Source organism: Pseudomonas paralactis, assembly GCF_001439735.1.
GTDB lineage: Bacteria > Pseudomonadota > Gammaproteobacteria > Pseudomonadales > Pseudomonadaceae > Aquipseudomonas > Aquipseudomonas paralactis.
Map to the genome: position 1 here is coordinate 804,083 of NZ_JYLN01000001.1, position 21,225 is coordinate 825,307.

The 21,225-nt window shown below is 57.5% G+C and carries 25 protein-coding genes and 2 pseudogenes; 19 read left to right on the forward strand and 8 right to left on the reverse strand.

The window, feature by feature from the left end; translation table 11 throughout:
* The first annotated feature begins 216 nt into the window (after nt 1–216).
* From rloA to pabB, 4 genes are all read left to right on the forward strand, one after another.
* The gene (rloA, locus tag TX23_RS03695) at nt 217–753 is read left to right on the forward strand and encodes a retropepsin-like aspartic peptidase RloA (RefSeq protein WP_057701049.1); all 537 of its coding nucleotides are present in this window, start codon (nt 217–219) and stop codon (nt 751–753) included.
* Nucleotides 754–758: 5 nt separating this feature from the next.
* The gene (rloB, locus tag TX23_RS03700) at nt 759–2,291 is read left to right on the forward strand and encodes an osmotic stress tolerance membrane protein RloB (RefSeq protein ID WP_032879907.1); all 1,533 of its coding nucleotides are present in this window, start codon (nt 759–761) and stop codon (nt 2,289–2,291) included.
* Nucleotides 2,291–3,277, forward strand: coding sequence for an alpha-L-glutamate ligase-like protein (locus TX23_RS03705; RefSeq protein WP_057701050.1), 987 nt, complete (start codon nt 2,291–2,293; stop codon nt 3,275–3,277). The genes rloB and TX23_RS03705 overlap by 1 nt, the downstream gene beginning before the upstream one ends.
* A 101-nt stretch (nt 3,278–3,378) precedes the next feature.
* Nucleotides 3,379–4,722: an aminodeoxychorismate synthase component I gene (gene pabB, locus TX23_RS03710; RefSeq protein WP_057701051.1), complete on the forward strand. Its 1,344-nt coding sequence runs from the start codon at nt 3,379–3,381 to the stop codon at nt 4,720–4,722.
* A 110-nt stretch (nt 4,723–4,832) separates the two neighbouring features.
* On the opposite strand, the gene thrH is transcribed toward pabB, so the two are convergent.
* A complete protein-coding gene (gene thrH / locus TX23_RS03715) occupies nt 4,833–5,450 on the reverse strand; it encodes a bifunctional phosphoserine phosphatase/homoserine phosphotransferase ThrH (RefSeq protein WP_057701052.1) in 618 nt (205 codons plus the stop codon).
* Between the two features lie 149 nt (nt 5,451–5,599).
* Here thrH and TX23_RS03720 point away from each other — a divergent pair, with 149 nt between their 5' ends.
* The 3 genes from TX23_RS03720 (at nt 5,600) to TX23_RS03730 (ending at nt 9,096) form a co-directional block, all read left to right on the forward strand.
* Entirely contained in the window at nt 5,600–6,334 is a 735-nt protein-coding gene (locus TX23_RS03720; protein ID WP_043047100.1) for a phosphoadenylyl-sulfate reductase, read from the forward strand.
* Nucleotides 6,335–6,824: 490 nt separating this feature from the next.
* Complete coding sequence (locus TX23_RS03725) at nt 6,825–8,354, forward strand: NCS1 family nucleobase:cation symporter-1 (RefSeq protein ID WP_003193334.1); 1,530 nt, start codon at nt 6,825–6,827, stop codon at nt 8,352–8,354.
* 13 nt (nt 8,355–8,367) lie between these two features.
* Entirely contained in the window at nt 8,368–9,096 is a 729-nt protein-coding gene (locus TX23_RS03730) for an aspartate/glutamate racemase family protein (RefSeq protein ID WP_057701053.1), read from the forward strand.
* Nucleotides 9,097–9,201: 105 nt separating this feature from the next.
* On the opposite strand, the gene TX23_RS03735 is transcribed toward TX23_RS03730, so the two are convergent.
* Entirely contained in the window at nt 9,202–10,125 is a 924-nt protein-coding gene (locus tag TX23_RS03735) for a LysR family transcriptional regulator (protein WP_057701054.1), read from the reverse strand.
* Nucleotides 10,126–10,232: 107 nt separating this feature from the next.
* Here TX23_RS03735 and TX23_RS03740 point away from each other — a divergent pair, with 107 nt between their 5' ends.
* A complete protein-coding gene (locus tag TX23_RS03740; protein ID WP_057701055.1) occupies nt 10,233–10,979 on the forward strand; it encodes a 3-oxoacyl-ACP reductase family protein in 747 nt (248 codons plus the stop codon).
* Nucleotides 10,980–11,107: 128 nt separating this feature from the next.
* Here TX23_RS03740 and TX23_RS03745 read toward each other — a convergent pair whose 3' ends face one another.
* The gene (locus TX23_RS03745) at nt 11,108–11,794 is read right to left on the reverse strand and encodes an HAD-IA family hydrolase (protein ID WP_057701056.1); all 687 of its coding nucleotides are present in this window, start codon (nt 11,792–11,794) and stop codon (nt 11,108–11,110) included.
* Nucleotides 11,795–11,902: 108 nt separating this feature from the next.
* Here TX23_RS03745 and TX23_RS03750 point away from each other — a divergent pair, with 108 nt between their 5' ends.
* The 4 genes from TX23_RS03750 (at nt 11,903) to TX23_RS03765 (ending at nt 13,896) form a co-directional block, all read left to right on the forward strand.
* Nucleotides 11,903–12,277, forward strand: coding sequence for a DUF2784 domain-containing protein (locus TX23_RS03750; RefSeq protein ID WP_057701057.1), 375 nt, complete (start codon nt 11,903–11,905; stop codon nt 12,275–12,277).
* Nucleotides 12,278–12,422: 145 nt separating this feature from the next.
* The gene (locus TX23_RS03755) at nt 12,423–12,758 is read left to right on the forward strand and encodes a hypothetical protein (RefSeq protein ID WP_032881258.1); all 336 of its coding nucleotides are present in this window, start codon (nt 12,423–12,425) and stop codon (nt 12,756–12,758) included.
* A gap of 320 nt (nt 12,759–13,078) precedes the next feature.
* Nucleotides 13,079–13,531, forward strand: a complete 453-nt coding sequence (locus TX23_RS03760; protein ID WP_057701058.1) for a thiol-disulfide oxidoreductase DCC family protein — start codon at nt 13,079–13,081, stop codon at nt 13,529–13,531.
* A complete protein-coding gene (locus TX23_RS03765; protein ID WP_057701059.1) occupies nt 13,528–13,896 on the forward strand; it encodes a DoxX-like family protein in 369 nt (122 codons plus the stop codon). Before TX23_RS03760 ends, TX23_RS03765 begins: the two co-directional genes overlap by 4 nt.
* A gap of 51 nt (nt 13,897–13,947) precedes the next feature.
* On the opposite strand, the gene TX23_RS03770 is transcribed toward TX23_RS03765, so the two are convergent.
* From TX23_RS03770 to TX23_RS03780, 3 genes are all read right to left on the reverse strand, one after another.
* Nucleotides 13,948–14,445 carry a DUF2269 family protein gene (locus TX23_RS03770; RefSeq protein WP_057701060.1) on the reverse strand — a complete coding sequence of 166 codons (498 nt, stop codon included), beginning with the start codon at nt 14,443–14,445 and terminating at the stop codon, nt 13,948–13,950.
* A gap of 2 nt (nt 14,446–14,447) precedes the next feature.
* Complete coding sequence (locus TX23_RS03775) at nt 14,448–15,575, reverse strand: saccharopine dehydrogenase NADP-binding domain-containing protein (RefSeq protein ID WP_057701061.1); 1,128 nt, start codon at nt 15,573–15,575, stop codon at nt 14,448–14,450.
* A gap of 199 nt (nt 15,576–15,774) precedes the next feature.
* The gene (locus TX23_RS03780) at nt 15,775–16,074 is read right to left on the reverse strand and encodes a hypothetical protein (protein WP_057701062.1); all 300 of its coding nucleotides are present in this window, start codon (nt 16,072–16,074) and stop codon (nt 15,775–15,777) included.
* A gap of 238 nt (nt 16,075–16,312) precedes the next feature.
* Between TX23_RS03780 and TX23_RS03785 the strand changes: the two genes are divergently transcribed.
* The 5 genes and pseudogenes from TX23_RS03785 to TX23_RS03795 form a co-directional block, all read left to right on the forward strand.
* Entirely contained in the window at nt 16,313–16,939 is a 627-nt protein-coding gene (locus tag TX23_RS03785; protein WP_032895757.1) for a LysE family translocator, read from the forward strand.
* A 1-nt stretch (nt 16,940) separates the two neighbouring features.
* Nucleotides 16,941–17,303, forward strand: a complete 363-nt coding sequence (locus TX23_RS28700; protein WP_342342572.1) for a phage virion morphogenesis protein — start codon at nt 16,941–16,943, stop codon at nt 17,301–17,303.
* Complete coding sequence (locus TX23_RS28705) at nt 17,300–17,437, forward strand: hypothetical protein (protein WP_342342573.1); 138 nt, start codon at nt 17,300–17,302, stop codon at nt 17,435–17,437. The genes TX23_RS28700 and TX23_RS28705 overlap by 4 nt, the downstream gene beginning before the upstream one ends.
* Before the next feature lie 589 nt (nt 17,438–18,026).
* Nucleotides 18,027–18,155, forward strand: a pseudogene (locus TX23_RS03790) (phage baseplate assembly protein V); the annotation flags it as partial.
* A 44-nt stretch (nt 18,156–18,199) separates the two neighbouring features.
* Nucleotides 18,200–18,391: pseudogene (locus tag TX23_RS03795) on the forward strand (GPW/gp25 family protein); the annotation flags it as partial.
* A gap of 384 nt (nt 18,392–18,775) precedes the next feature.
* Here TX23_RS03795 and TX23_RS03800 read toward each other — a convergent pair.
* Together TX23_RS03800 and TX23_RS28730 are read right to left on the reverse strand one after the other, a co-directional pair.
* Nucleotides 18,776–19,066, reverse strand: a complete 291-nt coding sequence (locus TX23_RS03800; RefSeq protein ID WP_057701063.1) for a DUF2442 domain-containing protein — start codon at nt 19,064–19,066, stop codon at nt 18,776–18,778.
* On the reverse strand, nt 19,063–19,275 hold the full coding sequence (locus tag TX23_RS28730; protein ID WP_407071375.1) for a DUF4160 domain-containing protein: 213 nt from the start codon (nt 19,273–19,275) through the stop codon (nt 19,063–19,065). Before TX23_RS28730 ends, TX23_RS03800 begins: the two co-directional genes overlap by 4 nt.
* Before the next feature lie 366 nt (nt 19,276–19,641).
* Between TX23_RS28730 and TX23_RS03805 the strand changes: the two genes are divergently transcribed.
* Both TX23_RS03805 and TX23_RS03810 read left to right on the forward strand, forming a co-directional pair.
* Entirely contained in the window at nt 19,642–19,911 is a 270-nt protein-coding gene (locus TX23_RS03805) for a hypothetical protein (protein ID WP_057701064.1), read from the forward strand.
* A 660-nt stretch (nt 19,912–20,571) separates the two neighbouring features.
* Nucleotides 20,572–20,787 carry a hypothetical protein gene (locus TX23_RS03810; RefSeq protein WP_038451147.1) on the forward strand — a complete coding sequence of 72 codons (216 nt, stop codon included), beginning with the start codon at nt 20,572–20,574 and terminating at the stop codon, nt 20,785–20,787.
* Nucleotides 20,788–21,225: the final 438 nt, after the last annotated feature.

Consider the following 21,225-nt stretch of genomic DNA (forward strand, 5'->3'; position numbering starts at 1 on the left):
GTCAAAGAATAAATAGACATTGTCGACAATCGCCTAATACGCCTGAACAATTACGCTCAGGCATGGCCGCCTGCCAGCGCTGGCGCCAAAAAAGCATCATGTTAGAATGCCCGGCGTATTTGCCTGACATCTCTGGATGAAACGGCGCACGAGGGAGTTTGCGCAGCAATGCCAGTCGCCTTGAATTGAACATCGCATGGCACCGCCTCAGGATTTATGAGACTCAAGCCCTTCCCCCTGTTTATTTGCCTATTGTTGCTGCCCAGCCTTGGCGTTGCCGCCGAGAAAACGGTGTATGGCCTTAATGAATACGCCAAGCTGGACGGTATCGACCTGGAAGTCGCCGCCAAGCTCGACACGGGCGCCAAGACCGCCTCGTTGAGTGCCCGTGATATCAAGCGCTTCAAGCGCAACGGCGAAACCTGGGTACGCTTCTACCTGGCCATCGACACGGCCCACTCCCATCCCATCGAATTGCCCCTGGCTCGCGTCAGCAAGATCAAGCGTCGCGCCGGCGACTACGACCCCGATGAGGACAAGAACTACACCGCCCGTCCGGTGGTTGCCCTGGATATCTGCATGGGCACTGCTTTACGCAGCATCGAAGTGAACTTGACTGACCGCAGCAGTTTCCAATACCCGCTGCTGATCGGCTCCGAAGCGCTGAAACGCTTTGATGCGCTGGTCGACCCCAGTCTTAAATATGCAGCAGGCAAACCTGCCTGCGTCGCCGACGCTCATACCGCCGAGTAAACCGAATGCGCTCTCTGACCCTGCACCTGAAAATCCTGATCACCTTCCTGGTGGTGCTCGGTATTTCGGTCACCGCCTATCAGATTTTCGTGCTGGGGATCCCCGTGACTGAGGATGCCACCGACGACTTGTGGAACATCGACGCCAAGGTCGAGTTCGTCGCCAACCCCAAAGACCCCGTCAAGATCCAGATGTTCGTGCCGCCGTTGAGCCGCGACTTCGTCAGCCTTAATGAAAGCTTTATCTCCAACAACTATGGGGTGAGCGTCAATCGCATTGATGGCAACCGCAAGGTCACTTGGTCGGCGCGCCGGGCCAAGGGCAACCAGACCCTGTATTACCGCCTGGTGCTGACCAAGCGTTACAGCGGCGAAAAGGTCAAGATCAAGGGCCCGACCTTCCGCGACAGCATCGCTGTGGAAGGCCCCGAAAAGATCGCCGCCGAAGCCTTGCTGGCACCGATCCGCCAGCACTCGGCCGACGTCGAGACCTTCATCAGCGAAGCCATCAAGCGCACCAACAACCTCAACGACGACAATGTGAAGCTGCTGCTGGCCGGCGACCCGTCGACGCCGCACAAGGCCAGGATTGTCGAGCTGCTGCTGTCCATCGCCCATGTGCCGGTGGAAAAAGTCCACACCATCCGCCTGGTGGCCGACCAGCCGCAAACCCCGGAACTGTGGCTGCGCAGTTTCAACGGCAACGACTGGCTGTACTTCAACCCGGAGACCGGTGAACAGGGCCTGCCGGCCGACCGCCTGCTGTGGTGGACCGGCGATGAAAACCTGATCACGGTCGATGGCGGCAAGAAAGCCATGGTGACCTTCAGCCTCAACAACAGTGAAATGAACGCGATTCGTCTGGCCAAGCTGACCGACGAAAACACCGACGCCAACTTCCTCGAATATTCGCTGTACGGCTTGCCGCTGCAAACCCAGCAGACCTTCATGATCATGGTGATGATCCCGATTGGTGTGCTGGTGATTTTGATCCTGCGCAACCTGATCGGCCTGCAGACCCTGGGTACCTTCACACCGGTGCTGATCGCCCTGGCGTTCCGCGAGACACAACTGGGCTTCGGGATTGTGTTGTTCACGATTATCACGGCACTGGGGCTGTCACTCAGGTCGTACCTGGAACACTTGAAACTGCAAATGCTGCCGAGGCTGTCGGTGGTGCTGACCTTCGTGGTGGTACTGATTGCCGCCATCAGCCTGTTCAGCCACAAATTGGGGCTGGAGCGCGGCTTGTCGGTGGCGCTGTTCCCGATGGTGATCCTGACCATGACCATCGAACGCCTGTCGATTACCTGGGAAGAACGCGGCGCCAACCATGCGCTGAAAGTTGCGATTGGCACCCTGTTCGCTGCCTCCCTGGCGCACCTGATCATGAGCGTGCCGGAGCTGGTTTACTTCGTGTTCACCTTCCCGGCGATCCTGCTGATCCTGGTGGGCTTCATGCTGGCCATGGGTCGTTATCGCGGCTATCGCCTCACCGAGCTGGTGCGTTTCAAGGCATTCCTGAAGGCTGACTCCTGATGTTCGGCTTCTGGAAAACCTGGAAGGCCCTGGAAGCGCGCGGGATCATGGGCATCAATCGGCGTAACGCCGACTACGTGCTCAAGTACAACAAGCGCAGCCTGTACCCGATTGTGGATGACAAGATCATCACCAAGGAACGGGCACTGGCCGCCGGCATCCATGTACCGGAAATGTACGGGGTGATCTCTACCGAGAAGGAAATCGACAAGCTTGACGAGATCATCGGCGGGCGCAGCGACTTCGTGATCAAGCCCGCCCAGGGTGCCGGCGGCGACGGCATCCTGGTGGTGGCAGACCGCTTTGAAGGGCGCTATCGCACGGTGTCCGGCAAGATCATCAGTCACGAAGAAATCGAGCACCAGATTTCCAGCATCCTCACCGGCCTGTATTCCCTGGGCGGCCACCGCGACCGCGCCCTGATCGAGTACCGTGTGGTGCCCGACCAGATCTTCAAGAGCATCAGCTACGAAGGCGTGCCCGATATCCGCATCATCGTGCTGATGGGCTACCCGGTAATGGCCATGCTGCGCTTGCCGACCCGCCAATCCGGCGGCAAGGCCAACCTGCACCAGGGCGCGATCGGCGTGGGCGTGGACCTGGCCACCGGTCTGACCCTGCGCGGCACCTGGCTGAACAACATCATCACCAAGCACCCCGACACCACCAACGCGGTCGATGGTGTGCAACTGCCCAACTGGGACGGTTTCATGAAACTCGCCGCCGGCTGCTATGAGCTGTGCGGGCTGGGCTATATCGGCGTGGACATGGTGCTGGACCAGGAAAAAGGCCCATTGATCCTTGAGCTGAACGCTCGGCCTGGGCTGAACATCCAGATTGCCAACGATTGCGGCCTGACTCTGCGCACCCATGCGGTGGAGGCCCGACTGGAAGAACTCAAGACGGCCGGCGTGACAGAAACACCGGAAGAGCGTGTGAAGTTCGTGCAGGAAATGTTCGGCCATATACCGCCCGTGGAAGGCTGATCCGGTCTTCGAACTGTCTATCCCCGACATCCCCTCTAGGAGCAAATCCTACAGGGGACTACAATCCCCCTCCCCCGCGCCACTGGCTGATCCACCCCCGCATGTCGACCTGTTCCGTATACCCGTTGCCCTACCGGGCCAATCCCGCCGAGTTCTTTGCGGTCATTCGCCACGCCCCTGGTGCGGTACTGCTCGACAGCGGCCGCCCGATGGCTGTTCGCGGCCGGTATGACCTGCTCAGTGCCTGGCCCGAAGCGACCCTGACGGTAGGGCCGGACGAAAGTGGCGGTGATTTCCTGCAACGCTTGCGCAAGAACCTGACGCAGTTGGGCCAAGCGACATTGCCTGACGGCTATGACTTGCCGTTTGCCGGTGGTTTGATCGGTTACCTGAGCTATGACTTTGGTCGGCACCTGGAGCAGGTTTCACACTTGGCCGTGGACGATTTGCATCTGCCCGATGCGCGCTTCGGGCTCTATGCCTGGGCGCTGGTCAGCGATCACCAGGTGCAAACCAGCCAGTTGGTCTTTCACCCTGGGCTGGCCGACAGCGAGCGGCAACGCTTGATCAGCGTGTTCAGTCAGGCTGATGGCGGCGTGCCGACGACCTTCAAGCTTCACGGCCCCATGGCCCCCGACCTCAGCGCCGAGGCTTATCACCAGGCCATCATTCGCATCCAGGATTACATCCAGGCCGGCGACTGCTACCAGGTCAACTTTGCCCAACGCTTTCGCGCGCAGTGCATCGGCGATCCATGGGCAGCCTACTGCGCGCTGCGCGAAGCCTGCCCGACGCCGTTTTCCGGGTTCCAGAGTCTGCCCGATGACGGCGCGGTGCTGAGCCTGTCGCCGGAACGCTTTGTGCGCATCAGCGAGCGCCAGGTGGAAACCCGCCCGATCAAGGGCACCCGCCCTCGCGGTTTGACACCGCAAGAGGACGCCGCCAACGCCGCCGAGTTGCTCGCCAGCCCCAAGGACCGCGCAGAAAACCTGATGATCGTTGACCTGCTGCGCAATGACCTCGGCCGCAGCTGCCGCATCGGCTCAGTGAAAGTGCCGGAGCTGTTCAGCCTGGAAAGCTACCCCAACGTGCACCACTTGGTGAGCAGCGTCACCGGCGAATTGGCCGACGACAAAGACGCCCTCGACCTGATTGCCGGCAGCTTCCCCGGCGGCTCCATCACCGGCGCGCCGAAGATTCGCGCCATGCAGATCATCGACGAGCTTGAGCCCACCCGCCGCGGGTTGTATTGCGGCTCGCTGGTGTACCTGGACGTGCGCGGCGAGATGGACAGCTCCATTGCCATCCGCAGCTTGCTGGTCAAGGACGGGCAGGTGTGTTGCTGGGGCGGCGGTGGGATTGTGGCGGATTCAGAGTGGCAGGCGGAGTATCAGGAATCGTTGACGAAGGTGCGGGTGTTGTTACAGACATTGGAAAGTTTGTAGGGCCTGTACCGGCCCTATCGGGGGCAAGCCCCCTCCCACCTTCGACCGCGCCGCGATCAAAGGTGGGAGCTGGCTTGCCTGCGATGGGGCAATCAGTCGCGCCGCATAACTTACAGGCTCAACTGCCGATTCGACGCCTTGATAAACTCTTTCTTCAAGTCTTCAAAGGTGTGCACCGCCGGGAACTGCGGGAATTCGCGAATCACATTGTCCGGCGCATGGAACAGAATCCCACGGTCCGCTTCCCCCAGCATGGTGGTGTCGTTGTAGGAGTCACCGGCAGCGATCACGCGGTAATACAGGCTTTTGAACGCCAAAACCGACTGGCGCTTAGGATCTTTCTGACGCAACTGGTAGCTCACCACCCGGTCGTTTTCATCAGTGATCAATCGGTGGCACAGCAACGTCGGGAAACCTAACTGGCGCATCAATGGTTGGGAGAACTCGTAGAAAGTGTCGGACAGGATCACCACCTGGAAGCGCTCGCGCAGCCAGTTGACGAATTCGACAGCACCGTCCAGCGGTTTGAGCGTGGCGATCACCGCCTGGATATCGGCCAGCTTGAGCCCGTGCTCATCGAGGATGCGCAGGCGTTGCTGCATCAGCACGTCATAGTCGGGAATGTCGCGGGTGGTGGCACGCAGGGATTCAATACCGGTTTTTTCGGCGAAGGCGATCCAGATTTCCGGAACCAGCACCCCTTCCAGGTCAAGACAGGCAATTTCCACAAGACACTCCCATTGAATTTATTGGTTGAGCGGGCAAAAGGACTGCCGAACTCTAGCGACTCAAGCACGCCGCCGCAACGCACGGCAGATTTTGATACCATCGCCGCCTATAGAGCGCTCAGCGCCACTGACCTGTAGGAACCGTCCTGATGAACCAAGCCTTCGACGTCGTTGAACTCGCCACGACTTATGCCAACAAGTCTGCCCAGGACATTCTCAAGCTGGCGTTCAGCCAGTTCGGTGATGACCTGTGGATTTCCTTCAGCGGTGCCGAGGATGTGGTGCTGGTGGACATGGCCTGGAAGCTGAACAAGAACGTCAAGGTGTTCAGCCTCGACACCGGCCGTCTGCATCCGGAGACCTACCGGTTTATCGAGCAGGTGCGTGAGTTCTACAAGATCGACATCGAACTGATCTCGCCGGACCAGAGCAAGCTGGAACCCTTCGTCAAAGAGAAAGGCTTGTTCAGCTTCTATAAGGACGGCCATGGCGAATGCTGCGGTATCCGCAAGATCGAACCGCTGCGCCGCAAGCTCGCAGGTGTCAGCGCCTGGGCCACCGGCCAGCGCCGCGACCAGAGCCCCGGCACCCGCAGCCAGGTGGCGGCACTGGAAATCGACACGGCGTTCTCCACCCCGGAACGTACCCTGTACAAGTTCAACCCGCTGGCGCAGATGACCAGCGAAGAGGTGTGGGGTTATATCCGCATGTTGGAGTTGCCTTACAACAGCCTGCATGAGCGTGGGTTTATCAGCATCGGCTGCGAGCCCTGCACCCGCCCGGTATTGCCGAACCAGCATGAGCGCGAAGGCCGCTGGTGGTGGGAAGAAGCCACGCAGAAGGAATGCGGACTGCATGCGGGGAATATCATCAGCAAGGCTTGAGCCTCTGATGCCACCGCCTCTGTAGGAGCGAGCTTGCTCGCGAAAAACTCACGGACGCCGCGTTTATTCAGGAAGCCCGCGTTATCGTTGACGTTTTTCGCGAGCAAGCTCGCTCCTACAGAAAGCGATATTTGCTTTTGGGCGGGATAAATCTTGTACACAACCTTGTAACCATAAGTGCCATTTTTGTGTGCAACTTAATGTACAACGCACCAAAACGTAACATCTCCCTGCGCCAATGGCGCTGTCTATAAATAGCCCTGCAATTAACAAAAAAATAAATACCTGTTCAAACGGTCAATTTATAGTATCTGTAATTCAATAAGTTATTCTCAATCCATATAAAAACGAAATTAGCCAAGATTTTCATATATCGAGAATTGGCACGCATATGGCTTAGGCAGAAGTACGCTTTGTATACAATCAATACAAAACCTACATACACTTTGCCATCCGCCGCTTTGCTGCAGATGCGCTGGAGCCTGCCGGAATGCGTACAAGTCTCTCGAACACCCTCGCACTGGATCTGCCCTCCTCCCCATTAAACCCTGCGGCCGCAGGCCCCGGCCCGCTGGTACTCAGCCCGCGCCTGCACAACAAGGACCTGGCGCCCACCAAGGTCGAAGGTCGACGCTGGGGGCGCTACAGCATCTTTGCGTTGTGGACCAACGACGTGCACAACATCGCCAACTATTCATTCGCCATCGGCCTCTATGCGTTGGGCCTGGGCGGCTGGCAAATATTGCTGTCTCTGGGGATCGGCGCGGCGCTGGTGTACTTCTTCATGAACTTGTCGGGCTACATGGGGCAGAAGACCGGGGTGCCGTTTCCGGTTATCAGCCGCATCAGCTTCGGCATTCATGGGGCGCAGATTCCGGCGTTGATTCGGGCGGTGATTGCGATTGCCTGGTTTGGGATCCAGACCTACCTGGCCTCGGTAGTTTTCCGCGTACTGCTGACCGCCATTCATCCAGGCTTTGCCGATTATGACCACGACTCGATTCTGGGTCTGTCGACCCTGGGTTGGGCGTGTTTTGTGGCGATCTGGCTGGTGCAGTTGGTGATCCTCGCCTACGGCATGGAAATGGTACGTCGCTATGAAGGCTTCGCCGGGCCGGTGATTCTGTTGACGGTGGCTGCGCTGGCCGGCTGGATGTACTTCCAGGCGAACGGGCAGATTGCCTGGTCGATCCGCGAGCCCCTGAGCGGCGGCGAGATGTGGCGCAATATCTTTGCCGGCGGCGCGCTGTGGCTGGCCATCTACGGCACCCTGATCCTTAACTTTTGCGACTTCGCGCGTTCATCGCCGTGCCGCAAGACCATCCAGGTCGGCAACTTCTGGGGCCTGCCGGTGAATATTCTGGTGTTCGCCGCGATTACCGTGCTGCTGTGCGGCGGCCAGTTCCAGCTCAATGGCCGGGTGATCGAAAGCCCGACCGAAATCATCGCAGCGATCCCCAACACCTTCTTCCTGGTGCTCGGTTGCCTGGCCTTCCTGATCGTCACCGTGGCGGTGAACATCATGGCCAACTTCGTCGCCCCGGCCTTTGTGCTGAGCAACCTGGCGCCCAAGTACCTGAATTTTCGCCGCGCCGGGTTGATCAGCGCCTTCGTCGCGGTGCTGATCCTGCCGTGGAATCTCTACAACAGCCCGCTGGTCATTGTGTACTTCCTCTCTGGCCTGGGCGCGCTGCTGGGGCCGCTGTACGGGGTGATCATGGTCGATTACTGGCTGATCCGTAAAAGCCAGGTGGACGTGCCGCAACTGTATAGCGAAGACCCCCAAGGCATTTATTACTACAGCCGAGGCGTGAATATGCGCGCCGTGGCGGCGTTTATTCCTGCGGCGGTGATCGCCATCTTACTGGCGCTGTTGCCGGGGTTTGCCAGCGTCTCGCCGTTTTCCTGGTTGTTTGGCGCAGGCATCGCCGGGTTGCTGTACCTGCTGATTGCCAAGCGTCAGCCGCACTACGCCGATGTCAGCGGCGAAAGCATCGCCGTCGATAACGTCAGTCATTAAACAAGGACTTTCCATGCGTATCCTCGTGGTCAACGTCAACACCACCGAATCCATCACGGACACCATCGCTCAGCAAGCACGGGCAGTGGCTTCACCGGGCACAGAGATTGTCGGGCTCACCCCGTACTTCGGCGCAGAATCGGTGGAAGGCAATTTTGAAAGTTATCTGGCAGCCATCGCCGTGATGGATCGGGTCATGGCCTACGACCAGCCCTTTGATGCGGTGATCCAGGCCGGCTATGGCGAACATGGCCGTGAAGGCTTGCAGGAATTGCTCAACGTGCCGGTGGTGGATATCACCGAGGCGGCGGCCAGCACCGCGATGTTCCTGGGGCACGCCTACTCGGTGGTGACCACCCTGGACCGCACGGTGCCGCTGATTGAAGACCGGCTGAAACTCGCCGGCCTCTACCAGCGTTGCGCTTCGGTGCGTGCCAGCGGCATGGCGGTGCTGGAGCTGGAAGAAGACCCGTTGGCAGCCATGGAGGCCATCGTGCACCAAGCGGAACTGGCCATCCGCGACGATAAAGCCGAGGTGATCTGCCTGGGCTGCGGCGGTATGGCCGGGCTGGACGAGCAGATTCGCCAGCGCACCGGGGTGCCAGTGGTGGACGGAGTGACGGCGGCTGTGATGGTGGCCGAGTCGTTGGTACGGTTGGGGTTGTCGACCTCCAAGGTCAGAACTTATGCGACACCGCGGCCAAAGAAGGTCATCGGCTGGCCGGGCAAGTTCGGGCGGTAGACCGATGCGCCTGCATCGCGGGCAAGCCCGGCTCCCACAGTGATCGCGACCCCATGTGGGAGCCGGGCTTGCCCGCGATGGCCACGACTCGATGTAAGGCCCTGCTCAGATGGCACTGAAGCGTTGAGCCAGTTTCTGCTCGGCGAACTGCTCAATAATGAAATCCACAAACGCCCGCGTCTTGCCCGGCAGCAATTTATGCTCGGCGTAGTAGATGGAAATATTGCCGTCGTCCACATACCAGTCGGGTAACACCCGCACCAACGCACCGCTATCCAGGAACGGCACCGCCATTGGCATGCTCACCAGCGCGATACCAAGGCCCTGGGCACTGGCGCAGCACGCGGCTTCGGAGTCGCTCATGGTCATCGCCGGTTTCAGCACTAAAGGGCTGTGCTCGCGCTCACGATGGGTCAGTTGCCATGAACGCACCCGGCCAGTCTGCGGCGAGCGAATCAAGATGCCGAGGCAGTGCGACAGGTCGTCGGGCGCCAGAACCGGCAAGCGTCGCGACAGGTAATCCGGAGAGGCCACCAGCACCCGGTGCGCTGGGGTCAACTTGCGCGCTACCACGCCTTGGGGCAGCTCAAACCCGCCGCCAATGGCCGCATCGAAGCCTTGTCCGATCAGGTCGACCTGGCGGTTATCAAAATGCCAGTCCGGGCTGATATCCGGAAAGCGCCGCATGAATTCGCCCAGCAACGGCACCACGTACCGGTTACCGAACACTGGCCCCATGCTGACCTTGAGCGTGCCTACCGGCCGCCCTTCGGCACTGGCCAGGTTGGCGACCGCATTCTGGATGGTGGTGAGGCTGCCGCTGACTTCCGCCAGAAACATTTTGCCGGCTTCGGTCAGCGCCAGGCGCCGAGTGCTGCGCTGAAACAGCCGCACACCGAGGCGCGCCTCCAACTTGGCAACGCTTTTACCCACCGCAGCCGGGGTCAGGCTCAGGTGCCGAGCAGCCTCGGCAAAGCTGCCACCCTCGGCGCTGCGCACAAAGCATTCGATACTGCCAAAGCTTTCCATATCGCCCCACTCTAAACTTTTGGTTTACACAGACTATAGCAACCACGGGCTACCGAGCTGCGCGGGTGAGGTCGATACTCGCTCCATCAACTACCTCGGAGATCGAAATGACCACACATAACCTCACCGGCAAAGTCGCCTTGATTCAAGGCGGTTCCCGCGGCATCGGCGCCGCCATCGTCAAGCGCCTCGCCGCTCAGGGGGCAGCGGTTGCCTTTACCTACGTCAGCTCGGCCGCCAAGGCTGAAACACTGCAGAACGAGGTGATCAGCGCAGGGGGGCAGGCTCTGGCGATTCACGCCGACAGCGCCGATGCCACGGCGATTCGCGCTGCGGTCAACGCCACGGTCGAGGCGTTTGGACGCCTGGATATCCTGGTAAATAACGCTGGCGTGCTGGCCATCGCGCCGCTGGAAGCATTCAAGCTGGAAGACTTCGACCAGACCTTGGCGATCAACGTACGCAGCGTGTTTATCGCCACCCAGGAAGCCGCCAAGCATATGGGCGAAGGTGGCCGCGTGATCAATATCGGCAGCACCAACGCCGAGCGTATGCCGTTCGGTGGCGGCGGCCCTTATGCGATGAGCAAGGCGGCACTGGTCGGCTTGACCAAGGGTTTGGCGCGGGACCTGGGGCCACGGGGTATCACCATCAACAACGTGCAGCCTGGGCCGGTGGACACCGACATGAACCCGGCGAACAGTGATTTTGCCGAAAGTCTGATCGGGTTGATGGCGGTAGGTCGGTATGGGCATGTGGAGGAGATTGCCAGTTTTGTGGCGTATCTGGCCGGGCCGGAAGCGGGCTACATCACCGGCGCCAGCCTGACCATCGATGGCGGTTTCAGCGCCTGATTTTTGCAGAACCGCAACCCAAATGTGGGAGCGGGCTTGCTCGCGAAGGCGGTGTGTCAGTGCAGCATCTGTCACTGCACTACCGCTTTCGCAGGCAAGCCAGCTCCCACATTTTTGACCACGCGGGGTCAGGCCATGGGTGGCAAGCCATAGGCCGCCAGATCAAACTCCGCAAGCTTGCGGATTATCTGGTCGGCATGATGATACTTGCTGTCCGCCATCGCCTCATCGGGCACGGCGATGGCGGTCATGTTGGCCGCCTTCGCCGCCGTCACGCCGAACGGCGAATCTTCGAACACCAGACAATCCTCAGGCGCTACACCCAACCGGCGCGCAGCCGTGAGGAAGATATCCGGCGCGGGCTTGGCAGCGCCGACTTCCGGGTCGTCGGCAGTGACGATGGTGTCGAACAGGCCAAACCACTCGCGGTGCAAGGTAGTCTTGTGGCCAAACGAGTTACGCGATGAACTGGTGCCCACCGCAATCGGAATATTGTGCGCCTTCAAGTGCCGCACCAACGCCTCGGCGCCGGGCATACCCAGGGCTTTGGGAAAGCGCTCACTCATCAGCGGTTCACGAATTTTCAGAAACTCGGCGGGCGTAATCGGCAAATCCAGCGCCTTGACCACGTAATCGGCCAGATCCTGAGCGCCTCGCCCGATGATGTGCTGCTTGATACCCCAGTCATAGGTACGGCCATAGCGCTCGGCGATGATCTGCGTGACTTCGGTGTAGATGCCTTCGGTATCCAGCAACAACCCGTCCATATCGAAAATCACGGCTTTGATCGGGACAGCGGTACGCGGTGCATTCATCACGACACAACCCTGGGGCAAGGACTAAATGGATTCAGCACAATAACGGCCACGCTAACCGGCGAGCAACCCTTTAGACTGTTTGCCCCTCTTTTCGACGTGCTCCCAATGCTCTACCGACTCGCCGCCGACGGCCTCGTGCTGTTTCACCTGACTTTCATCCTGTTCGTGCTGTTCGGCGGCCTGCTCGCCCTGAAATGGCCCAGGGTGATGTGGCTGCACTTGCCCGCTGTGGCCTGGGGCATTGCGGTAGAGGTACTGCACCTGCCCTGCCCGCTTACCCGTTGGGAAAACCTGTTTCGCCACTTGGCTGGCCAAGACGGTTATGGCGGCGGGTTTATCGAGCACTACATCCTGACGCTGATCTACCCCGCCGGGCTGACGGCGAATATTCAACTGGTGCTGGGGGCGGTGGTGATATTGATCAACCTCGTGGTGTATGGGCGGTTGATCCGGCGTTTGCTGGCACGCAGAAGCGCATGACCTTCGGATCCGAACTTGCTCGCCTGGGCGCACGCACAAGCCTGAACATGAAACCTGGGCAGATTGTTTTCAATCTGCCCGCCGAGCGCTTAAAGTGTCGCCCCCTCGGGAATTGAATCTCGAGGTTGAGTCCATGGAGTTTCAAGTGAAATACGTCAGTAAAGCAGTTGCAGCAGCAGTTCTCGGTTTCACCCTGGCAGGTTGCACCGGCACCGCCATGAAAACCCAGCAATACGACGCCAGCCAATACACCGTCCTCGGCCACAGCGAAGCCAGCGCCACCGGCATCATGCTGCTGGGCGTCATCCCCATTGGCCAGAACAACCGCTTCGTACGCGCTCAGGATGCAGCCATCAAAGCCAAAGGCGGCGACGCGCTGATCAACACTCAAGTGCAAGAGAAGTGGTTCTGGGCCTGGGTATTGAACGGCTACACCACCAAGATCTCCGGTGATGTGATCAAGCTGAAAACCGCGCAATAAGTGTGAAAAAGCCGCTTGATCTCGGTATGAGACAGCGGCTTTTTAGCGCAAGTGATAAGCGGGTGTGCTCCGTCGAGAGCAGCCGATTAAAGGAAGCAGTCATGCGAATATTGTTTGTATCACTCTTCTGTTTTTTTATAACTGCGTGTTCAAGCAATCCTGCAACGCTGTTTGTAGACCAGGTCAAAAACAGCCAGATGCCTTTGGCTCTCAGCGTAGTCACCCAATCCTGAAGCTCATTGGGGTAGCTAACCCCAAACAGCACAGTGTGGGCGAAGGCAGGTATGATCAGACTAACCCGGCCCGACTGACCCATACACATGCCTGCCTCCGACACCCGCCCTACCCCCGCGCCACTCCTCAAGCCCGGTGAAACCGTGGTGTTGTTCGACGGGGTGTGCAAGCTGTGTAACGGTTGGGCAAGGTTTCTGATCCGCCACGACCACCAACGGCGCTTGCGATTAGCCGCCGTGCAGTCACCCCAGGGCCAGGCGCTGCTGGCGTGGGCGGGGTTGCCGCTGGAGCAGTTCGACACCCTCGCAGTGATCCGCGATCAGCACTGTTGGGAGCGTTCGGAGGCGGTGTTGGAAATCATTGCGCAACTGCCTGCCCGCTGGCGCCCATTGCTGCTCCTGCGTGGCATCCCGCGCTTTCTTCGGGATTGGGCTTACGACCGCATCGCGCGCAATCGCTATCGGCTGTTCGGAAAATACGATACCTGTCTGTTGCCGAACGCGGATCATGAACAGCGCTTTTTAAAGGATCAGCCATGAGTCCCCTGATGCGCATCAACTGGATCGCCCGGGGCGGCCTGGCTTTCATGTTTGCCTACCATGGGCTGGTGCCGAAGCTGCTGTGGCTAAGCCCGGGTGAGCGGGCAATGATCCAGGCGCACGGGATCGAGCAGGTGCAGTTGTTCGCCACGCTGGCGGGGGTTGGGGAAATTGCCCTGGCGATATGGATACTGCTTTGGCCACGCAGTGTCTGGCCGCTTGTAGTGGCTGCGACTGCACTGGCGGGGCTGCTGGTGGATGTGGCGGTGTTCAGCCCATCGATGCTCAGGGAAGCGTTTAATCCTGTGTCGCTGAATGTGGCGGGTTTGGCGTTGTGTGCGGTGGCTTGGAATACCAAGCCCTGAACGGCATTTATTTCAGCCCGAGCGCCTCAAGTGCAACGGCCAGCGCTGATGTCAGCCATACAGCAACAGCCCAATCAACTGCCATGGCGTCATCTTAGTAACCATGATCAGCACGATCACAAACATCCCAGAGAAACCCAGAACACCCATCCAGAACCATTGCCTATAGACGCTGCGGTATCCATCACCAAGCGCCCTGCCCGTCTCAACCGCACTGAGCGCCATTTGCTGCAAACGCTTCTGCAGCACCAGCACCGGCAGCCAAAGAGCCCCCACACACAGGAAGATGATCAGCGAAGTCAGCACCCATTCGGTGGTCAACCCAAGTCCGGCAAGCTTGATCAACACAAAGCCGGAAATGATCTGAATGACACCCGCCGGCGTAGTGATCCAGGTATCGAACTGCACCACCATCCGCGCCACATGGGCAATCACTTGCGGGTTGGCCGTACGGCTCGCGGCGATCAGATACAGATACGAGCCCATGCCGAAGCCAAACAGGAAAATCGCCGCGATGATGTGGATGTATTTCAGGCTCAGATAGAGCATGGTCAGCCCTGCCCGTCAGAGAAATGCACGGCCAGGCTGAGGTTCGCCGGGTCGTTGATAGCAGCCATGTATTCGTCGACGGTGATTTCGCCAACGCACGGCCGCGCACCGGGTTCAGGCACATAGCCTTGGGCGACTTTGAGGGCCAGAGCAACGGCGGCGCAGCTGGGGATTTCCGGGCCTTTGTCATTCAGCGCCGTCAGTTGCACCGCCAGGGACAGCGGTTGCCCTTCTGCACCGAGGCCGTTCACGTCGATGTACATCGCGCTTTTGCCATCGCCAAAGCGCTCGAACCAAGTACCCAGCCGATGCAGCCGCGCAGCCCAGGCAAGATGGCCACGCACGACGCCCCACCGCAGCGCCTGGGCCAGCAGATAGTTGGCGACACCGCCAAGCTTGAGCCCCGCACCAGCCTTGAAGCTCAGGGTGTGGGCACCATAGCGGCCAGCAAAGATGTCCATGTCGGGCACATCCACATTGGCCAACACCCGCGTGCCAAGCTCAGGCATTTTGCGCAGCGTCAGGTCCTGCCAGCCCAGCACTTCATGCACCTGGCCATGCCTGAGCTGCTTGATGGGTTTGCCCGCGTAAGCCAGCACACCTTCGACGGTGGACAGGCCCGGCATCTTGGCCGAGGAGGAAATACCGTGCTCGATCGAGTCGATACGGGTGAAGCGATAGCGATACTGATCGATGATGGCGGACGACAGCGTCGGCACGGAGCTGCACCCGCTAAGGATCGCCACGCCTGCCTGCCGTGCTTGTGCATCCAGCACGCTCACGCCGTTGACGAAGGTGCGGCAGTCGGACAAGTCGCAGTAGTTCACGCCCGCGTCGATGCAACTCTGGGCGACAGCATAGGACTGCCCCTGGAACGGGCCGCCGGTGTGGATCACCCACGTGATGTTCATCGACCGCAAAACGGAGGCGAACCCGGCTTCCATGGCATCGCCGCACCAGCCCTCGCAGGCGGTGTTCGACTGGCTTTTCAGCTCATCCACCTTGCGCTGCAGCTTATGAGGGTCGCGACCCGAGATCACCAGTTCAATGCCCGGCGCCAACACCAGATGCCGGCAAACGATGCTGCCGAAATTGCCGTAGCCACCGACTACCAACACCCTGAGTGTCATTCCATTCTTCCCTAAACAAACGATCATGCGCTGCGCCTGAGGCACGCTGGCGGCTGAGGCGGCTAAAGATACCCGATTTGCTTAACAGCTTGGACCAGATCAACAGAGAGAGTCAGAAGAAGGACTACGGTTTTACAGAGCCCTGATCACCAGCCCGCCCCACAAGCCGTCTCAGACCACCTGCAACGGTTTACCGCGATCAATTGACTCCAGGCCAGCTCTCTACATATTCAATAGTGAAGTCCGGATAGGAATCGACAATCTGGATCTTGTAGTCAGGATAGCTATCGACGGTTTGCCATTTCCCGACAGAGTCCGGCCAGGAAACCACCTTCTTTACTTTGAGGTCGGGGAATTGATTCACCACCTTCACCTTGTAGTCGGGATAGCTGTCCACGAACTGGATTTTGCCGTAAATCTTCGACACATCGACCGTCGTACCGGCGTGAGCGCAAAAAGTGCAGGTCAACAGCAAGGAAGCGAGGGCAACTTTGAACATGAGTATTGCATCCTGAAAAATTGAGGCGTCCAGTCTATCGGTAGCCGTGCGGGCCGTGCCGAAAAACGGCTATCCCTTAAACTCACCCGCCCCATTGCAGACGGCGTCAATATACGCCACACACAACCAACAAAACCGCGGCCGTGGTGAGAGCTGCGGTCCCGGGGGTGTTGGGTTAATACTGCTGCTATTCTTTCACCGCACCTCATGTGAGCGCCCAATACGAAGGAGAATAAATGTGTTCCCATTGGATATTTGGTTAACCTATACCGCCGCCTGCCTACTACTTGTGCTTTCCCCTGGGCCGGATAACCTGCTGGCAATCGCCAGAGGATTAAGCCAGGGCAGACTGGCAGCCGCCATTTCAGGAATAGCTTCTGGCACCGGTATTCTCTTCCACGTTATGACCGCCTCCCTTGGGTTAACTCTCTTGATGCAGACCTCGGCGTTGGCCTTCTGGATCGTCAAGGTGATTGGGGCCAGCTATCTGCTTTGGCTGGGCATTAAAGTTCTGCGCTCTCGCAGCCTGATCAACTTCCAGCCCACCGCGCGCCAACCGCTTAAAAAGATATTCCTTACCGGTTTTCTGTCCGCAGCCCTTAACCCAAAGCCGGGCCTGTTTGTGCTTGCCTTCATTCCGCAATTCGTCAACCCCCAACTGGGTTCTGTCACTGTACAAATGATGGTGTACGGCGCGTGGTTCGCTGGTTTGACCGCACTGGGTTTCGCCCTCATGGGGATTTTTGCTACGGGTCTTTCGGCGTGGTTGCAACGCAAGCCAAAGGTGGTCAACGGGCTTAATCTAGGCGCGGGTTTCACCTTCGTTGTTTCCGGACTTTCGATAGCAACCCTGAGCCAGAAATAACATGAGGGTTCGCGTCGGCGAAGTTAGCTATAAAACACAACTCTGTGCGGGCCATAAAGTAAATAAATCCGTCCCCTTTTTCCAGCCAGCCGCCCGCAATCAACTCGCCCGCTCTATCGGTCAGGAGCTGCGACGCGGCCAGCAAAAGCGGGTACAGACACAACAAAGCCCGGATGGCAGCAAGTTCGCACCACGGAAAAGACGAGACTTGTGCGGCAAGCACAGCCGCATCCGACGCAGGTTGAGATGTTCAAAAAGCTGCGTACCGCGACTTATTATGAAAGCTCGAGGCGATAGCAACGCCGTGGCCGTGGGTTTCACCGGGCGATCTCCCGCATCGCCGGGGTTCACCAGTACGGTCTGAGGGATCAAGCTGAGCGTGGTGCTGCTCAGGTGCGCTTTGAAAAACGAGAAATATCAGGTTTGAATGAGACTGACCTGAACATAATAATAGACAAACTACTCGACCATCTGACCGAAACCCTAATTAAGAAATAAAAATTACACCTTTATTCAAAAAAAATCTTAGGACACCCAAAAAACTGTTAATTCTAACAGTACCTCAAACTCTAACAGCGTTGTATTTTGAAATGGCACATCCTTCTAACTAACCGGATTGACAAGATGAAACCCATAAAAATATTTATCTGCATCGTCCTTACTACTGGCTCAAGCCTGATTAACACGGCATTTGCCGCATCAAGTGAGGAATGTGTAAGCGCTTGGAAAAAAAGCGATGCTTATCACTCGTGCTCTACCATTGACAGATATATTAATGTTACCGAAAGTGGAAGCTGCAAAATTGACAAACTTACTTGTTCCGACGGAGGCGGAGGCAGTGTAGTTTACAACGATGCTACGAGACTCGACGGGCACGGAAATAGACCTGCAAAAATCGAAACCCTGGAAAATGTCGAACAATTAAAAAACTGCAAAGGGGATTTGCGAGTTAGTTGTTAACAAAAAGCCACCTATTCCTCACAAGGCAATAGGTGGCTTACAGAGGCACTGCTTTTTCTTAACAGCTCAAAAAACTGTAAATCACTTAAGGCTGCATCCGCCTCATAACGGCGCCAACATCGGCGCCATGAACGACTTAGCCACCCTCGCCCGCCGGCTCGAAAACCTCATCCGCTTCGGTGTCATCACCGCCGTGCAGATGGCGCCCCCGCGCGTGCAGGTAACAACTGGAAAACTGACCACCACCTGGCTTCCCTGACTCGCATTGCGCGCCGGAACCCACCGTGAATGGGACCCGCCCACCGTCTGCGCGTTTACGCCGCCACGGTCATGGCCCTTATGCGCTGGGAAACCCGCATCAGCCTGAGCTGCGTGCAGTTCGCGGGAGCGAACATGCAGGGCCAGGCCTCGATCGATCTGGAGGGCACCGTGGCGGGCACCAATGTACCGCTGAGCCTCAGCGTGCCCCTGCAGCTGGAAGGCAGGGTATGAACAGTTTCGCCGCCATTGACCTCAGCCAACTGCCACCGCCGTAGATCGTCGGGGGGCTGCACCTGACGGAGCGACACGCCTCATGAACATGTGCATGGAGGGATGAGGCATAGCCATGCGCATTTTCCGGACGTGCATCATCGACATAGGCATTGAGGGCGGGCGAATGTATTAGAGCGCCCCTGCCAGTTGCTTTAGCGGCGAGATACAGGCCCGCTTAAGCGACCGTCCGTGCAGCCTTTATGCTCATACTCCCACCCCCGACACGCCAACCCGACATGCTTGGGGATCAACGCAGCACCGCTACTGTAAGAGGTGATAGTCCTACGAGAGAAGTCCAACTCAACAGCAGCTGTCGAAAAGGGACAAATTGTTACTAAGCATCTACTTTCTGAAATCCTGCGTCAGCATGACTTCACCAGACTGTTTCAATGCCAAACGATGCAGCGTGACAGCAGACAGTTCGAGGTCATTACACCATGTCACATCAAAGCCCCAGTCACCGACTTTCGCTTGGCTGAATAGCGCCAAATCCAAGAGCGGCGAGAGAGCAGTAAAAGTATTGATATGCTCGGCGAGGGCAACAATGTGTCGCCTACCGTTACTCCACTCGATCTCTAAGGCATGTTTGCCGGCAACTGGTTGCACAGCAGAAATGCAAAGCTTGCTGGTCATATGTCAGTCCCTCCGGTTTTGCTCATCCCATGTCCGCTTAACATCAGCGATATGAGCTTTTGCCCAAAGCAGGCAGCTTTCAAGGCTTTCGTCTCGGCGCCTGTACCGAGCACGGCAAGCCCTTCTATCTGAACCAGCGACTCACCATCCGGCGTCTGCACGTGAAAATGCGGCGGCGCGTGGTCGTCGGGATAGATTTTATTTTCCAGTTTCGTTCAGTGTGAAGGGTAGCCATGACGGTAGATGCTGGAGAAATATTTTCTCTAGCACAACCTTGCTTTTTAATCCCATACGGCAAGACTCTACGATTCCTTCGACACCTGAGGCGACTAGACAAGAAGCCGCAACAAGAGCCGTTCATACGGGCAACGTCCTACAGGCCAAGCAGAAATGTGGGGCTCCCGTTTCAAAATCGCAATGTGTCTATAGTCACCCGGTCGTCCATACGGCGGCCGGGTTTGGCGACTCGAAAACAAGACGGAACGTTGACGAAGTTATTTTCATGCGGCTGCCATTTTTGGCGGTTTAGCGTGAAAAGAGCTCATTGTTTTTATATTTGTCTTGTGGAGTTAGACATGAACCCATACATCGCCCTCACCAGCAACGACAGCGCCATCCCTGCCCTTTTTGTCGACACCACCGTGCCACTGGTAATACTCCTCGACGCCGCAACCTATCGACTTCGTGCTGTTACACAAGTCCTTGAGAACCTCGCACTACGCAGTGAGATCAGTAGTGATGCGGTTGTACTCAGTGATTTTGCGTTGCTTTGTTCCATCCCTTTGCGCGACGGCTGCGATTTGCTGGACGTCATAGGAAGGCGAATGGATATGCCAAGCGCGTGACCTGATAAAGCTGGACTTTTCAAACCCCAGAAATCACAAAACCCCTGGTTTCTCTCGAAACCAGGGGTTTTGTTTACAGAATTTGGCGGTGAAGGAGAGATTCGAAACTACCCGCAAAGTAACTTTCATTATGCAAGTGCCCGTATTACGCGGGCTGTAGAGGTGCGAGCGCTCTAAAAAATCGACTCGTTTAGTCCCATGGCGGTCCCATGGGTTTTGCACCACATTGGTGCGATAGAGTTGAGATGGGGTGAAAAACGGCACGCGGGCCGTTTTATGTTGAGGCATGGGAAAAAGGTAATATTGGTAATTAGCTTGATAAAAATGAATAAAACCCTTTATTTTCAATGAGTTGGTGGCTTTTCAAAAAGGTAATAATTAGGTAATTTATAGGTTAGGTCATTACCTTTTTATCGGGTAATTCTCGACAGGCTCAATCCCCAGCAAAACCGGGCACTTCGGCGGATATTACCTTTGCCATTACCCAATATTACCCTTCCAGGTAATGCGTCAAACCCACGGATTACAAGGGCTTCAGCAGGTGTAATGCCTTTCCTAACCAAAATTACCTTTTTCCCAGCCCTGGTTCCAAAATAGCCATCTGTTAGGCGAATTCTGCTGCTTTGGGCTAGCCTGAGATTTCACGAGAGGACCGTTCGTATGACGCATGAATATCCGCTTTCGGATGTGCTTGGAAGGATGTATGAAAATCAGTTGGCCCTTGAAGCGGCCTTGATGGAGCTAACGCTTCGCCTAGAAGAACAAGGCTCAGTCGAAGCCGGTGGAAACGTGCGTGGCGCCTTAGAGACGATTGGTGAAAACGCCGGCCATATCAAGCAAGGTTTGGCCCGCCTCAAACGGCAAGAAACCAGTTAGGGTCCAGACAGGTTTTGAAATCCCCTTTCCTCGCTGACCCCTTACACCTGGCGGCCTAGGGCAGCTTTTCGATGGAATCGAAGGTAATGGTTAGGGTAGGAAATAGATCTATCGCGTTTCGGAAAATACCCGTACTCCTACATTTTTCTCTTTCTTGAGCAATGAATCCAGGGCCTACAGCCCTGCCCCGTTCGTAATCGCTTGCTACATCGCTGTGCAACCGCTCTGCATTTCTCTTCTAAACTTTGCAATCTGTGAAATTGCCGCTCGCCCGCAGAGCGGCCCGGCCCGCCTGGGCTGCCGGTTCGTTTGCACTACATCTGCGTTTGCACAAAAAAAGAACGCAGACCCCGTCGGCGGGAGGGGGATAAGTGCTTTTTCAGATGCTTTTTTCTCAGAACCGACGTTTTTCGAAAGAACTAACCATCTCTCCCGACC

What these genes read in the sequence shown, in the direction of transcription:
- rloA (WP_057701049.1), top strand. Translation starts at nt 217, where the DNA reads ATGAGACTCAAGCCCTTCCCCCTGTTTATTTGCCTATTGTTGCTGCCC.
- rloB (WP_032879907.1), top strand. Translation starts at nt 759, where the DNA reads ATGCGCTCTCTGACCCTGCACCTGAAAATCCTGATCACCTTCCTGGTG.
- TX23_RS03705 (WP_057701050.1), top strand. Translation starts at nt 2,291, where the DNA reads ATGTTCGGCTTCTGGAAAACCTGGAAGGCCCTGGAAGCGCGCGGGATC.
- pabB (WP_057701051.1), top strand. Translation starts at nt 3,379, where the DNA reads ATGTCGACCTGTTCCGTATACCCGTTGCCCTACCGGGCCAATCCCGCC.
- TX23_RS03720 (WP_043047100.1), top strand. Translation starts at nt 5,600, where the DNA reads ATGAACCAAGCCTTCGACGTCGTTGAACTCGCCACGACTTATGCCAAC.
- TX23_RS03725 (WP_003193334.1), top strand. Translation starts at nt 6,825, where the DNA reads ATGCGTACAAGTCTCTCGAACACCCTCGCACTGGATCTGCCCTCCTCC.
- TX23_RS03730 (WP_057701053.1), top strand. Translation starts at nt 8,368, where the DNA reads ATGCGTATCCTCGTGGTCAACGTCAACACCACCGAATCCATCACGGAC.
- TX23_RS03735 (WP_057701054.1), bottom strand. Translation starts at nt 10,125, where the DNA reads ATGGAAAGCTTTGGCAGTATCGAATGCTTTGTGCGCAGCGCCGAGGGT.
- TX23_RS03740 (WP_057701055.1), top strand. Translation starts at nt 10,233, where the DNA reads ATGACCACACATAACCTCACCGGCAAAGTCGCCTTGATTCAAGGCGGT.
- TX23_RS03745 (WP_057701056.1), bottom strand. Translation starts at nt 11,794, where the DNA reads ATGAATGCACCGCGTACCGCTGTCCCGATCAAAGCCGTGATTTTCGAT.
- TX23_RS03750 (WP_057701057.1), top strand. Translation starts at nt 11,903, where the DNA reads ATGCTCTACCGACTCGCCGCCGACGGCCTCGTGCTGTTTCACCTGACT.
- TX23_RS03760 (WP_057701058.1), top strand. Translation starts at nt 13,079, where the DNA reads ATGCCTGCCTCCGACACCCGCCCTACCCCCGCGCCACTCCTCAAGCCC.
- TX23_RS03765 (WP_057701059.1), top strand. Translation starts at nt 13,528, where the DNA reads ATGAGTCCCCTGATGCGCATCAACTGGATCGCCCGGGGCGGCCTGGCT.
- TX23_RS03770 (WP_057701060.1), bottom strand. Translation starts at nt 14,445, where the DNA reads ATGCTCTATCTGAGCCTGAAATACATCCACATCATCGCGGCGATTTTC.
- TX23_RS03775 (WP_057701061.1), bottom strand. Translation starts at nt 15,575, where the DNA reads ATGACACTCAGGGTGTTGGTAGTCGGTGGCTACGGCAATTTCGGCAGC.
- TX23_RS03780 (WP_057701062.1), bottom strand. Translation starts at nt 16,074, where the DNA reads ATGTTCAAAGTTGCCCTCGCTTCCTTGCTGTTGACCTGCACTTTTTGC.
- TX23_RS28700 (WP_342342572.1), top strand. Translation starts at nt 16,941, where the DNA reads ATGAGGGTTCGCGTCGGCGAAGTTAGCTATAAAACACAACTCTGTGCG.
- TX23_RS03800 (WP_057701063.1), bottom strand. Translation starts at nt 19,066, where the DNA reads ATGACCAGCAAGCTTTGCATTTCTGCTGTGCAACCAGTTGCCGGCAAA.
- TX23_RS03805 (WP_057701064.1), top strand. Translation starts at nt 19,642, where the DNA reads ATGAACCCATACATCGCCCTCACCAGCAACGACAGCGCCATCCCTGCC.
- TX23_RS03810 (WP_038451147.1), top strand. Translation starts at nt 20,572, where the DNA reads ATGACGCATGAATATCCGCTTTCGGATGTGCTTGGAAGGATGTATGAA.